Raw genomic sequence first — 13,259 nt, forward strand, 5'->3', positions numbered from 1 at the left:
AGGGGTTCCGTCTCAAACAGAAAAGAAAGCTTCAAAAGTAACACTCTTGAAGCTTATTTTTACCGGTTTTAGCAGTCTCTGGTTTGAATTCCGTACTTTATTTGACCACCTGCTGTTTTCGGATAATAGACTTCTACGTAGCAAAGGTTGAAGATGTCGACAGGCTTATTAGCAAAGCCAATTAAGAAATAGGGTTCATCTTCATCGTCCACTCCGTACCAACGATTGATAGTCAGTTTTGGGTCAAACCCGGCGAGCTCTTTTGCTGGAATCACATTCTTGATATATCCGTAGTAGCCAATCAGATCGTTGACGCCATCGTTATTCAAATCAATGTTCATCAGTTCACCAGCGTCGACGTTCTCTTGTGATTGGAGCACGGCTTTTGCGTAGACTTGATTGTTGGCTGTCATCAGCGCCTCACGGGCACCATACAAGACAGCAATGCGGGCATCCTTCTGGAGACCAAGAAATTTTGGGAGCGCAACGACACTGACCACCCCAAGAATGACGATACAGACCACCAATTCTATCAGTGTAAAACCTTTGGTATTACGCACAACCAACCTCCGAATATGTATTTTTATAGTCTGCTATTCTGGAGCAAAATTATGGCTGGAAAGGTATTGAAAAAGAATGAAGTTATGCGATGAATGATTCGGTTCTAATATATAAAACAAGTTGCTTAAAATTGCATTCGGAATTTATTCAATCTCACACAAAAAGTAAGTGTAATCTCAATAAGAAAACGCCCCAATCCTATAAAGATATGGGGCTTTAAATCATCGCTTTATGAGGTGCTTGTGGCTGCGTGTGAGCCTTGTTTGAAAACAAAACGCCAAATGAAAAGAACCACGGCTATGTAAGCTAGACCAACGCCAAGCGCTTGCCAGTGCATGCCGTTATACATCGCGATTGGCATCAAAGAGATGATGAAGATGTCAGTGATTGAGCCTGGGACATAAGCGATGGCGTAATCATCAAGTACCTTGCTACGCATCTTTGGATCAACAATACGAAGTAGAGCAATACCCATAGCTACCGTACCGGTCAACCAACCCCAAGAGAAGATGCCTTTCTCAAACCAATCTTCACCCATGATTCGCGGCGCTACCCAAAAGATTAACCAAAGTGTGAAACTTACACCGCCAATTGCTAGTACTACCATAGGCATTAAGTACTGGGCTAAGACGGTAATCTTGATGGCTGAGATACCAAAGATAATCAAATAATCGGTACTGATGCCCGCAGCGTGTTTGAATGCACCGTCACAAAGATAGCGTGAAGCTTTGGTTTGTTTCGCGATGATTCGCACAAGCATGCCGCCAAGGAAGCCAGTTACAAACGTCGGGATCTGCACCTTATCGTGGAAAGAAGACAAATAGTTGGCTGCGACATAAGAGAAAGCGGTTACGACAACCACTAACGCAGCGTGAATCGCGAAAGAATCAACTGACAGGGAAGACATGGTGTCTTTCATTACCGGTTCTTGATCATCAGGCTTAACAAGGCCTTTGCGTTCGTGTTCGTCCATGCTGTCGAATGTCGTAAAACTACGAATCCAACCCATCTTCAATGCAAATTGCAGCATGAGCATGCCGACAGAAATTGAGATGAAGATACCCACGGTTGCGAAGGTTAAACCTAGTGTGAAGCCATCTTCCCAGCCAAGCCCCGTGAAGATTTCACCAACAACAGAGGCTGAACCGTGACCGCCCATAAAGCCTGCAGACATTGTCACACCAAAGCCGGGATTAATCTCTGGCCAGAAGAAGGTAGTGATCGCGAGACCAAACATTGCCGCAAACAACCACTGAGAAACAGAAGCGATTTGGTTGAATGCCCACAATGAGCCAGCGCGTTGTGCGACGGTTTTAGGTGATGGAACATCCGTTGCCAGACCTAACGCAGAAAAAAGTGCAGCAGTTAACAGGCTTGCGTTAGCGGTAAAGGTATCGGTCCAAGGCAGTACGTCTAGCAGGGCTGGTCCAAAAATTAGACCGAATAATCCCGCGAGAACCGCCGATGGGATGTACATACGTTGCAGTAATGGCGTTTGAACGCGAATGACTTTTGCCAAAATCAATAGTAAGCCAGCAATGGCTAAGTCAGTCAGCATTAGACCTTTAGGCATTTTATCCTCCAGTAAATGCAGTCAAGGGGTAGCGTCCTTGTGACCAACCTTGATTGAAAAATCACTCCCAACGAAAAAAGTCACATACGTGACCAAAAGTGTTGAGAAATCAATGTCGTTTTCATAAGCAAGGGAATGTGCTTATGCAGTTTGAAATGAGTGCAAATGTCGTGATTGCGCACGAACTTGAAGAGAAATTAGATTAAATTTCTCGATGTTATTTTGATAGTTCACTCAGGAAAGGCGGCAATCCTAGTCACTTTGTCAGAGCAATGCAATTGATGGGAATCAATAAATGATGTTCACTAAATAAGCGTTCTTTACTAACGGCATGAAAAACAAAGACAATTAACAAGAAATAATATTTGTCATATCGACAATAAAAGTCGATTGAATGGCTAAATTGTCACCGCTTTATGAGGTGGCGTTAGAGATTCACATGCGAAAGAACAAAATCAACCAAGGTGCGGTTTTTAAGGGAAAGCTGTTTTGAACGGTAAAGCAGGTGGATCGGTTTTGGCTTGGGAGCATGTTGCTGGAGAATTTCTACCAAGGCACCAGATTGGATTTCCTGTTCAACTAAGATCTTTGGTTGCAGAAGAACACCAGAGCCTTTTAACGCGGCAAACTTAAGTACATCGCCATTATTAGACGTTAATCGAGTGTTGCTGTTTCCAAAGGTATTAGATGGCATGTTCACCACTTGTTGGCTTTCTCCTTGGTGATACTGAAACCCCAAACAATGATGGTGTTCAAGGTCATCAAGCGATTGGATAGGGGCATGTTGCTCAAGGTAAGAGGGTGAGGCGCAGTAAGTCATGTGGTATTCACCCAATTTTCTCGCGACTAACGACGAATCGACCAATTCACCGATTCGAATAATCACGTCAGCTTCGCTTCGATATGGGTCAATCAAATTGTTATCCAACATCAGCTCAACGTTCAAATCGGGAAATTCAGCTAAGAAGTCAGCTACGATGGGGGCGATGACCTTTTTGCCATACGTGACAGGGCAGTTAACTTTTACCGTTCCAGTTGGACGGTTGATCAGCGTCTGGATTAGGTTCTCTGCGTTGGTGATGTCTTCAATAATGCGGTGGCACTCTTGATAGTAGAGCCTGCCAGCTTCGGTCAGGGACTGTTTGCGCGTGGTGCGATGAATCAGTTGTGTACCTAAGCTTTGCTCAAGAAAGCTCACGTGCTTGCCAACCATGGTCGGTGAAATATCAAAGTGGTGTGCGGCGTTACGAAAGCTGCCATGTTCGACCACGTAAGCAAAAACTTTCATGCTTGTTAATTTGTCCATTGCACACCTAGAGTTGATAAAGAAATAACTAAAGCAGAGTTTATCAATCATATGAGGTTAATTACAGTGGCGGAATGATTAAGAATGGAGAAAGAGAGCCATCATGAGCGAGACGATTTTTGTTACCGCCGAACTGAAAATGAATGCCGATAAGCCAAGACAACAAGTGGTTGAAGCCATTGAACAATTTTGCCTTGATATGCAGAGCGAGGCTGGGTGTTTGCAAGCGAATGCGACCTACGATTCGAAAGACCCACTGCGTGTGATTCTTTGGGAGCGATATGAAAGCCGCACCGCGATTGAAGCGCATTTTGCTATGCCGCACACACAAGCGTTCATTGCGGCTGAAATGGCAGAGTTAGTCCAAGCATTCGAAACCCAAGCGCAATAGGAGACGTGAACATGAAATGGGGCATTTTAGGCACAAGCTTTATCTCAGGTGTCATGGCTGAAGCAATCCAAGGTGATGACAAGAGTGAGTTGTACGCGGTGGCTGGGCGTTCGGCACAGAACTTAAAGGCATTTGCTGAGCAATATGGCATCGAGAATACGTTCACCGATTACGATGCGTTGATTGCTGATGAGCAAGTCGACATTATTTACATCGCACTGCCAAATCACCTTCATCATGACTTTATCGTCAAAGCGGCAGAGCAGGGTAAAGCGATTCTTTGTGAGAAGTCACTTTCGGTAGATATGGGAAAAACCGAGTTGGCACTAAAAGCAGTCGAAACGCACAAGGTATTCTTTGCTGAAGGTTTGATGTACATACATCACCCATTGATCAACGAGTTGGTTTCTGTGCTTAAATTGGGAGAGATTGGTGAACTTCGCTCCATCCACACGTCTTATATTGCGTCGATTGCGCAGTTTGTTAATCCAGACAGTAAAGGTGCTTTGTATAACTTAGGTTGCTACCCAATGTCATTGGTGCATTTGGTGGTGAAAACCATGTTGGGTCAACAAGCCTTTGGAAACCGCACTATGACGGCGATTGGTCGAAGAGGCCTTGACGGTAATATCTGTGAATCGAGCTTGATGATGCAATTTGGTGAGCAACAAACGGTGAGCGTACACACTGCCGAAGATCATGGATTGAAACACCAGTTCACCATCCTGGGTAGCAAAGGCTGTATTACGCTAGATTCAAACCCATGGCTACCAACGCAAGATAACCAGTTTAGTGTGGAAATTTACGAGACGTCAAAGCGTGAAGTGTTTGTACCGGCGGCAGGGGATGCTTTCTTCTATCAAGTGCGCAATATTCGCCAAGCGGTTGAAGAGGGGCGTACCTCGCTAGAAAACCCTTGTGCAACATGGGAAGACTCTCACCGTATTATGCAGCTACTGACTGAGTGGGAATCACTGGCTTCAAAGTAAATGTGTACTTGAACCAATGAACATAAAAACGGCGCACTAAATACAATATTTAGTGCGCCGTTTCTATTTTGTGTTCAGTCTGGATTAAACACGGTTATCACCGGTGCTGAACGCAATGATTTGGCTGATCGCAGACAGGCTTCTACCACTTTCTTGCTGCCATTGAACAAACGCTTTGTTGGTGGCATCGAGCGATTTCTTCGTATTTTTGCCACCTTCAATGATCTTGCAATTGCGCAGGTAAGCCTCGACGTCGCTAGATAAGATAAAGGTATCAACGCCCATTTGACGAAGTGTGTAAGGGCCAGTATTTCCGCCTAGGCGATTACCACGTTTCTTCAAATACGCCCATAGGTCGGTGATTTTCTCTTGCGGCCAATCGGCAACCATTTTGCCAAACGAACCGCATTCGATTTTTGCTTCGTGGATCATACGAGCGTTGGCAGGAATCGACATGACTTTAGTGAGGTGGCGAATGATGCGTTTGTCGGTTGCTTTGGTTTCCCATTGCTCGTCTGACAGCATCAGCAATGGCTCAATTTTAAATCCGAAGAACACTTCTTCGAAGTTCGGCCATTTGTTGCGAACCACGCTCCATGAAATCCCACTTTGGAAAACCTTCATCGAAAAAGCGGCCAGCCAACGGTCATCTGGAATCGCAGCCAGTTCCTCTTTGCTTAGTGGATGAGACAAAAGCGCTTCAAGTTGATCTTCACCACCTTTACGCTCGGCAGCGCGCTGATAAATCGCGTCAAATTTTTCGATACTCATAAAAGAAGTTAGTCCTAGTTTATGTCGATATTTGGGAAACATACTACGCTTAAGTGGCTGAATCGTAAATTGATGGAGTGTCACAAATGAAGAAGGTCACATTAACGTTTGTCGGGGAAGGTTCGGATCGTATTGCGGAAAAATTTTATGCGTGGATGACGGACGGTGGGTTAGAAGACAGCATGATTGAGAATTTATCTGACCGTGAAATCTCAGTTGTTGGCATCAGTGATATGGATAATGAAACGCGTGATGTGGTGATCAATACGGAAATGAACTAACGAGTTGTCTTTGGTCAGCAAGTCGAATCAGATAAAACAAAGCCCTTCACGAGAAGGGCTTTGTTGCGTTTATAAGCATGGGAGCTTAGTTGTTTACCAGCGTCAGACCGCTTGGTAGTGCATCACCAAAGATACGCTTCGATTCGCTCTCAGATAGCTCTTTGACTTCTTCAACCAATGATACCCAAGATTCAGGTACCTTGCTTTGCTTCAACTTAGCCAGTACCTGCTCACGGTAGTCGTCTGAGATATCGAATAGGCGGTCGCCTGTTTTACGACAAATCATTACTGCTGCGAAAGCGATCATTGGTTCTTTCTGCCAGTTCTGCTCTAACAGTTTAGGCAACCACTGTTCCGCTTGTTCACGAGGAACGACGTTATGCTGACTGCCATACAAAGGCGTACGTGATGCCAAGCGACCCATTGCCCACCAGTGTGCTTGTTCGAACTGGTTATGGTTGATGGCTTTGCTCAAGAACCACGTAGCCAATAGAACTTTGTCTTCGACTTCTAGATGCTCCAAAGAGGCAGACAAGCGCACCATTGACTCGTAACCCATGTCTTGCGCTGCTTTGGCGGATTGTGGGTTTTTCATCGCGCCAGGGTGTAGGTATTTGGCGATGTCCGACAAGATGGTCTCTTGCTGCTCTTGGCTTAAACCACCTGCGATGCGACGCCAGAATACCCACCAGTCAGTCCAACCTTGATGGTTTTTGAACTGAATGTTTTGTTGGTATAGACCCCAAACTTGTTCAATGCGCCATGAGTCGGTTGGATCGCCAAAGCCTGGACGCAATGCAAAACCCGCTAAACGAAGCCAGTTTTTCTCGTGCTGTTCAGAGCGGCGGCGACGCTTACGACCTTGTGCAAAGGTATCAAAAAGTTGACGTAGGGTAGTGAAATCCCACTCGTCACGTTTGCCCAGTTTTTTCTCAAGATCTTTGGCTAAGGTTTTGATCTCTTTGCTTTCTGCGCTTTTCTTGTTACCGCTGTAAAGGCGAGCGATCAGCTCCTTACATTCATTCAGTTTAGGGTGAAGCTTAACTTGCTCGCTGTCATCGGTTTGCTTGTTACGAACTTCGAACTCCAGCTCCCAACGTTTGCTATCGTCTTCTGCGCTGACACATTCCATCTTAAGCGTACCGACTTCGGTCAACTGACACGCCAGTTGCACTTCTACGCGCTCTTTCTGGTTGGCTTGCAGTTCGGCACCTTCACCTTCAAGGGTGGTGATATAAGGCGGCAGAGGAGCAAATAAGTCAGGATCAACGTCCACCATCACACCGTTTTGAATGGCAGTGTTATTGGTTAAGGTGTCGTGGGTAGAAGTCAGCAGGTTAAAGCGAACGGGTTCACCTAAGGTAAGCGAGAAACGACGACCACTTAAGCGGATCTCGTGTCCTTCTTCTGTACCTTTTGCGAGCAAACAGAGTGCTTTGCCCATCTTGTTCTTCTCTTGAAGGTGCAAGAAGTAAGAACGCGCTGCACCACCACCAATTTTTAGCTGTGCACCACGACGTGCTTTACCAAACGCAACAGCACCTAGTGCAACAGACCAATCTGGATGTGGGTTATCTAATACCGTAACCGGAGCGCCTCGCCAATCGGACAGTAGGGTAGTGACACGCTCAGTCACAAGCTCACTGTTGAACACACCACCGTTGAGTAGCAAACCGACTGGAATGGCATTTTGTTTGTCGTCTTCAATGCCAAGAGCGGCACGAGCAACTTGTTGGTGCTGAGTTAAGAACTCGGCAACGTGTTTGCTCACTGCTGGGTCAGCAACGTATGGAAGACCAAACTCAACAACCGCGCTGCGACGTTTGTCTGGTACTTCACTGAAATCAGAAAGCGGGAAGAAGCCATCCAAAGCGATTTGGTGCACTTCTTGTTTGCTCAGCCCAATACTCTTTGTTCCGCCAAGAAGTTTCGATCCGCTGCCTAGCATGGTGATTTTTACTTCTTCAGGTGCATTCGCTGAAAGTAGGTTTTCTTTCGCCTTGCGAGTTTGCTGAATCAGCTTAGTCAGGCTTGCAGCAGTGAGCTTCTTACTTTGGTTGAAGCGGCTCTCTGCAAGATGTGCTAATGCTAAGTCGAGGTTATCACCGCCAAGCATCAAGTGCTCGCCAACACCAATACGGTCAAGGGCTAGTTCATCTTGAGAAGAGAAACTGGCTTCAATCAAGCTCAAGTCGGTAGTACCACCGCCCACATCACACACCAGAATCAGCGGTAACTCTTTGAGTTCATCAGCTGCGGTTTGCTGGTGGCGTGCGTACCAGTCGTAACATACGGCTTGTGGCTCTTCGAGCAGGACGATTTTCTTTAAGCCTGCCAGCTCAGCCGCTTCAAGCGTGAGCTTACGAGCGGTTTCATCGAACGACGCTGGGACGGTCACAACCACATCTTGGTCTTCTAGCCTGTTGCTAGGGTGACGGTAGTTCCATGCTTGGCGAATGTGGTTGAGGTAGCTTGCGCTGGCAATGACGGGTGAGACTTTATCTACGTCTTGCGCGCCAGCCCAAGGAAGAATGCCTGAACTACGATCCACTGCTTGGTGCGATAGCCAGCTTTTAGCACTGGATACCTGACGTCCTTCCACCTTAGCGCCTAATTCACGAGCCCATTCACCCACGATCACATTACTAATGTCGCCAGAGACAGGTTCGTTTTCCCAAGGGAGTGTTAGGTCAGAGGGAGAGATTTGACCAACCGCAGGGTGATAGCGGAAAGAGGGCAGCAATGGCTTACGAACCACTTCACCCGGACCAATCAATTGGTCGATGTCGAATAGGGATACTTCGGATTGTTCAAGGTTGTCGGTGATTTCACAGTACGCCACCACAGTGTTTGTGGTGCCAAGGTCAATACCAACAAGAAAACGAGGAGATGCCATACAAACCTTCGTGTATTTAAAAACGGCACCCGATTGGATGCCGTTTGATTTCTATTTATTCTTCTTCGTTTGAGTTGCTTTTCGCGTCTTCGCGCACATCGAACTCAACATGCCATTTTTGACCGTTATCAGCGGCAATGGCTTCTAAGTAAAGCGTACCAAGCTCAGTGACGCGAGAGGCTAGGGTTACTGGAACCACTTCGCCTTCACGACGACCTTCAGATACAGGCAGCGTTACTTGGATTTCAGGAAGCTCTTCGAGCTCTTCTGGTGCCCAGTAGTCTAGGTGAGTACCTGCTAGGTCATCACGACGAACCGTTGAGCCGAAGAATTGGAAGTTAACCGGCTGACCGATGATCAAACCAAACTCTTGGCTTGGTACGTCAACGCTTGAGCCTTCTTCCATACCAAATGGTGCGACACAAAGTGCTTCCGTTGGAGGTGCCATGCCTGGAATCGCTGGCATTGCACTTTCGATACCCACGTAGTAAGCCGAAGCAATACCACCACGAATACGGACGCCTTGTCCACGACGTACAGAGCCGTAGTAAGCTGCACCGCTAGCAACTGCAAGGTCTAGATCCACACCTGTTAGGCGTTTCGCCATTTCTGCATCTGCTTCAATTAGCCATTCGTTGATCGTGTCTTCTAGACGAGTTGCTAGAAGTTTCGATTTCAGAACACCACCGTTGAATAGGATTGCGGTTGGCTTGATGAAGTCAGCCGATTGCGCTGCATCCGCACCTGGCATACCAGGCATGTTAGCGAATGGGTTGAAATCTTGAGCTGCTGCTTCTGCGCCATTTCCTGAAGCAGAAAGGGCATTAGCTTGCTTAGACAAGAATGCAGCAATGTGACGAGTGATGCCTGCATCTTGTGCGTAAGGCAGACCCATTTGCGTTAGTGCACCACGGTTACGTTGAACAGGGTGGTCAGTAATCGCAACTTGAGGGAAGAAGCCGTCAACCAGTGTTTGTTGTACTTCTTCTTGAGTCAGTTCTGTTTTCAGCGTTGCGCCAAGCAGTTTAGAACCACGGCTTGGTACTACGATTGGCACTGACTGAAGCTCGCTGTCGTTCAATAGCGCTTCTTTCGCGTCACGACATGCGTGCGTCATCGCCTGAACTTGCCATGGCTGTAGCTCTTTGCCTTCTTGCGCTAGCTTCATCTTCAAGCGGTACGCAAGTGCAAGATCCATGTTGTCACCGCCAAGTAGGATGTGTTCACCTACCGCGATGCGGTTCAGAGTTAGGTTGCCGTCGTCTTCAGTTACTTCAACCAAAGAAAGGTCGGTTGTACCACCACCGATATCGACTACAAGCACGATGTCGCCAACTTCAACTTCGTCGCGCCATTTGTCGTTGCTGTTATCGATCCAGTTGTAAAGTGCAGCTTGTGGCTCTTCTAGAAGCGTTAGGTGCACAAAACCAACATTGCGTGCTGCTTCTGCAGTTAGATCGCGAGCAGCAGGATCAAAAGAAGCAGGGACCGTAATAGTCACGTCTTGATCGGCAAGGTTGTGATTTGGATTCGTGTGATTCCAAGCGTCTTTTAGGTGCTCTAGGTAAAGCTCTGTCGCGCGAAGAGGAGATACTTTTTCCACTTCTTCTGGGCTACCTGCTGGTAGGAAGGCATCACGACGGTTAACACCAGCGTGGCAAAGCCAAGATTTCGCACTTGCAACAAGGCGAATCGGTGTTTTTGAACCTAGGTTACGTGCAATAGCACCAACCAGAGCTTTTGGCTCGCTCGACCACGGAAGAACGCGTGATTGCGGGTTCATTTCGTGTTCGTGTGGTTGGTATAGGAAAGAGCCTAATTGGCTACGAGTTTCTACCGTACCCGGCGCAGTAAGCTGCGGGATAGGCATCACTTCAACGCGAGCGTCTTCGTCGTGAGTATCAACAAAAGACATGACACAGTGTGTTGTACCTAAGTCGATACCGACACTGAATTTAGGCGTCTGTTGAGTTTCAACAGACGCTTCTTGAGAATGGTTTTCTTGGTTCATGTGTTCCATTACAGCTCAACCTCAGCTGGAGCGATCACAGATGCATCGTAGTTCTCAGCCAGTTTAGGCAACGTCATTGATGTTGCTTTCCAACCTTTGTGAACTAGCGTGCCGTTGAATGGCGCGCTGCCTGTTACGTTGCCAGTTAGGCGGATTTCTTGTGGGTTGAAGCCTTCTTCAACCGTAATGCGAGTTTCTTCGTCTTCGTTACGAACGTGCGCTAGCGTCACGTAGTCGTTCAGTACTTTCTGACCGCCAGTGTGGATTACGCGAGCAGCTGCGCCTACTTCTTCATCAGAGAATGACGTTAGGTCTTCTTTTAAGAAGTCAATCAGACGAGCTTCTTGTTGCATGATAGAAAGCAGCTGCATTGCAGAGTCCGTTGATGCAGTTGCAAGTTTTGATTCAACTTCTACAACACGCTCTACGACTTTCTCTACTTCCACTACTTTTTCTACTTCAACGATCTTCTCAACTGGCTTCTCAACCTCGACGATTTTCTCGACCGGTTTTTCTACCACTTTCTCGACCACTTTTGATTTGCGCGATACCGCGATCAGAAGAAGCAAAACACTCGAAGCTGCCAGACCAGCATGCAGCATATCGAACGTTTGAGGAATTAGGTTCAAATCAATGTTCATGACGTTTTTTCTCTTTCTATTGATTTATTGGTGCTCAGTATTGGCTCATGTGTTTACTAAAAGGATCGTCTTTGCGACCTGCACCAAGTTTAGACATTAAAATGATGGTGGATGGTAGCATATTCAAGGCTTAAGACTGTAATAATTCGTGAATATACCGCATGATTAGCATGAAAAATCAACGATTAGACGGAGCGGCAAACGTTGTTGCTTGATGTTTACCCACATGTGGCGCAGTATTTCCATCATTATCGAAGCATTGCACGCAAAAAACGTGGAACACGAAATGACATATAGCACGGCTCAACAGAGCATTTTCAAACGATATTCTGCTTCTATTGTAGCCTTTATTACGGTCATTATCGTTACCGCTGGCATGGTTGGTGTTGCCTACAAAATACAACAGCGTTATACCATGACCATCTTTGATACCTTGGCTGACCGCCAAGCGGAGTCTCTTAAACTTGCCGTAGAAAACGATCTTGAGTTCATCGGGGCGGGTGCGAACTTTTTTCACTCCGTTGATAAGTCTTACTGGACGCAATTTCCTTACTATGCGAAACAAGTGGTGGGCAGTTCAGAGAGTTTGATTGCTTTACAATGGATGCAACGTGTTGAGCCGAGTGAGTTAGAAAGTTACCTCGTTAAAACACGTCAAACTTTCCCAGACTTTCAGATCTTTACTGTACCCAAGGATGGCGAGAAGACATTCGGATACATCCTTAAAGACGATGCGCCTGCTTATGTGGCGACCGATATCTATCCAAGAACCGCCACCAACCTGTCTTTGCTTGGCTTTTATTCCTCACGTCTGCGTTTTGAGTTGATCTTAGATGACATCATTACTCATGACAGAGCCAACATTTCAGACAAAGTTCGTCTATTACAAGATGGCTACGACCAGTCATTAGAGAAAACCGGTTTATTGGTTTATCACCCAGTATTCAGCTTCGATAAACAAGAACTGCTTGGTGTCGTCGTTGGGGTAGTGCGCAGCACAGCTTACTTCGATCAACTGATCACAAAGACGGCAACGGAATTGGATATGTCCGTCAAGGTTGAAGATAAGGGCTTTGATGCCTACGACGACCCTCTGTTGTTTAAGAGTGAAAACTGGGACGCTCTAAACGGTAAGATCATCAGCCGTACCATTCATTTACCAAACCGAGACTGGGTCATCGAGTTTAAACTTTCTGAATCCGTATCTGCGTGGGAGCGTTCAGTACTGTACGGTACTGGCATCGCGGGTTTGGTTATCGCCTTCTTGATTAGCTATATCGTTAATCTACAGTCTCGCGAGAAGGAACGACTTGCGGTGATGCTTGACAATAAAACGGTGGAGCTAAAACGCATGGCAGAGTTAGATCCGTTGACCCAATTACTGAACCGACGCGTATTTAACGATAACTTACTGCACTACATTAATAGTGACGTTAAGTTCTCTTTAGTGGGCTTCGATATTGACCGTTTTAAACTGATTAACGACAAATATGGGCACTTGGCCGGGGATGAAGCGTTATTGCACGTAACCAAGTTGGTCAACGCAAATCTGCTTGATGGCGACCGCTTTTACCGCGCAGGTGGTGATGAGTTCTGCATTTTATCGCGAGTGACGGACAAAGAAGAGTTGGCCGTCTACTTAGACAAGCTGCGTGGGATAGTGGCGAGCTCTCCGTTTGAGTACGAAAGTACGCCAATCATTTGTTCGCTGAGCATCGGTGCCGCAGTGCACAAAGATGAAGATCCTGAGAGTTTATTTCACAAAATGGACGTGCAGCTCTACCAAAGTAAGGAAAATGGTCGAAACTCTGTATCGATCGGCGATTAATTCAGCGAGCA

Annotated in this window: 11 protein-coding genes; 4 read left to right on the forward strand and 7 right to left on the reverse strand. The window is 46.5% G+C overall.

Annotated elements, in window-relative coordinates:
* Positions 1–68 precede the first annotated feature (68 nt).
* The 3 genes from ATB78_RS09420 to ATB78_RS09430 all read right to left on the reverse strand — a co-directional run bounded on the left by ATB78_RS09420 (position 69) and on the right by ATB78_RS09430 (position 3,440).
* Positions 69–560 carry a type II secretion system protein gene (locus ATB78_RS09420; RefSeq protein ID WP_061008505.1) on the reverse strand — a complete coding sequence of 164 codons (492 nt, stop codon included), beginning with the start codon at positions 558–560 and terminating at the stop codon, positions 69–71.
* A gap of 230 nt (positions 561–790) precedes the next feature.
* Positions 791–2,134, reverse strand: coding sequence for a sodium/glutamate symporter (locus ATB78_RS09425; protein ID WP_061008506.1), 1,344 nt, complete (start codon positions 2,132–2,134; stop codon positions 791–793).
* Positions 2,135–2,561: 427 nt separating this feature from the next.
* Entirely contained in the window at positions 2,562–3,440 is an 879-nt protein-coding gene (locus ATB78_RS09430) for a LysR family transcriptional regulator (RefSeq protein WP_032801967.1), read from the reverse strand.
* Positions 3,441–3,543: 103 nt separating this feature from the next.
* On the opposite strand from ATB78_RS09430, the gene ATB78_RS09435 reads away from it, so the two are divergent.
* Positions 3,544–3,831: an antibiotic biosynthesis monooxygenase gene (locus ATB78_RS09435; RefSeq protein WP_061008507.1), complete on the forward strand. Its 288-nt coding sequence runs from the start codon at positions 3,544–3,546 to the stop codon at positions 3,829–3,831.
* An 11-nt stretch (positions 3,832–3,842) separates the two neighbouring features.
* On the forward strand, positions 3,843–4,820 hold the full coding sequence (locus ATB78_RS09440; protein ID WP_061008508.1) for a Gfo/Idh/MocA family oxidoreductase: 978 nt from the start codon (positions 3,843–3,845) through the stop codon (positions 4,818–4,820).
* Positions 4,821–4,904: 84 nt separating this feature from the next.
* Here the strand turns inward: ATB78_RS09440 and ATB78_RS09445 are convergent, their stop codons facing one another.
* Positions 4,905–5,591, reverse strand: a complete 687-nt coding sequence (locus ATB78_RS09445; protein ID WP_061008509.1) for a DNA-3-methyladenine glycosylase I — start codon at positions 5,589–5,591, stop codon at positions 4,905–4,907.
* Between the two features lie 86 nt (positions 5,592–5,677).
* Here ATB78_RS09445 and ATB78_RS09450 point away from each other — a divergent pair, with 86 nt between their 5' ends.
* Positions 5,678–5,872, forward strand: coding sequence for a hypothetical protein (locus tag ATB78_RS09450; RefSeq protein ID WP_005377692.1), 195 nt, complete (start codon positions 5,678–5,680; stop codon positions 5,870–5,872).
* An 85-nt stretch (positions 5,873–5,957) separates the two neighbouring features.
* Here ATB78_RS09450 and ATB78_RS09455 read toward each other — a convergent pair whose 3' ends face one another.
* Genes ATB78_RS09455 through ATB78_RS09465 form a run of 3 tightly spaced genes read right to left on the reverse strand, consistent with a single transcriptional unit; the run spans position 5,958 to position 11,420 of the window.
* Positions 5,958–8,768 carry an Hsp70 family protein gene (locus ATB78_RS09455; RefSeq protein WP_061008510.1) on the reverse strand — a complete coding sequence of 937 codons (2,811 nt, stop codon included), beginning with the start codon at positions 8,766–8,768 and terminating at the stop codon, positions 5,958–5,960.
* A 55-nt stretch (positions 8,769–8,823) separates the two neighbouring features.
* Positions 8,824–10,788 carry an Hsp70 family protein gene (locus ATB78_RS09460; RefSeq protein WP_061008511.1) on the reverse strand — a complete coding sequence of 655 codons (1,965 nt, stop codon included), beginning with the start codon at positions 10,786–10,788 and terminating at the stop codon, positions 8,824–8,826.
* Positions 10,788–11,420, reverse strand: a complete 633-nt coding sequence (locus ATB78_RS09465) for a DUF2760 domain-containing protein (RefSeq protein WP_005442696.1) — start codon at positions 11,418–11,420, stop codon at positions 10,788–10,790. The genes ATB78_RS09460 and ATB78_RS09465 overlap by 1 nt, the downstream gene beginning before the upstream one ends.
* Positions 11,421–11,706: 286 nt before the next feature.
* On the opposite strand from ATB78_RS09465, the gene ATB78_RS09470 reads away from it, so the two are divergent.
* Entirely contained in the window at positions 11,707–13,248 is a 1,542-nt protein-coding gene (locus ATB78_RS09470; protein ID WP_061008694.1) for a sensor domain-containing diguanylate cyclase, read from the forward strand.
* The last annotated feature ends 11 nt before the right edge of the window (positions 13,249–13,259 follow it).

It is taken from the genome of Vibrio sp. CUB2, assembly GCF_001557945.1.
Classification (GTDB): Bacteria; Pseudomonadota; Gammaproteobacteria; order Enterobacterales; family Vibrionaceae; genus Vibrio; species Vibrio owensii.

Coding starts and splice junctions, on each gene's coding strand:
- ATB78_RS09425 (WP_061008506.1), bottom strand. CDS start 2,134: ATGCCTAAAGGTCTAATGCTGACTGACTTAGCCATTGCTGGCTTACTA.
- ATB78_RS09430 (WP_032801967.1), bottom strand. CDS start 3,440: ATGGACAAATTAACAAGCATGAAAGTTTTTGCTTACGTGGTCGAACAT.
- ATB78_RS09435 (WP_061008507.1), top strand. CDS start 3,544: ATGAGCGAGACGATTTTTGTTACCGCCGAACTGAAAATGAATGCCGAT.
- ATB78_RS09440 (WP_061008508.1), top strand. CDS start 3,843: ATGAAATGGGGCATTTTAGGCACAAGCTTTATCTCAGGTGTCATGGCT.
- ATB78_RS09445 (WP_061008509.1), bottom strand. CDS start 5,591: ATGAGTATCGAAAAATTTGACGCGATTTATCAGCGCGCTGCCGAGCGT.
- ATB78_RS09450 (WP_005377692.1), top strand. CDS start 5,678: ATGAAGAAGGTCACATTAACGTTTGTCGGGGAAGGTTCGGATCGTATT.
- ATB78_RS09455 (WP_061008510.1), bottom strand. CDS start 8,768: ATGGCATCTCCTCGTTTTCTTGTTGGTATTGACCTTGGCACCACAAAC.
- ATB78_RS09460 (WP_061008511.1), bottom strand. CDS start 10,788: ATGGAACACATGAACCAAGAAAACCATTCTCAAGAAGCGTCTGTTGAA.
- ATB78_RS09465 (WP_005442696.1), bottom strand. CDS start 11,420: ATGAACATTGATTTGAACCTAATTCCTCAAACGTTCGATATGCTGCAT.
- ATB78_RS09470 (WP_061008694.1), top strand. CDS start 11,707: ATGACATATAGCACGGCTCAACAGAGCATTTTCAAACGATATTCTGCT.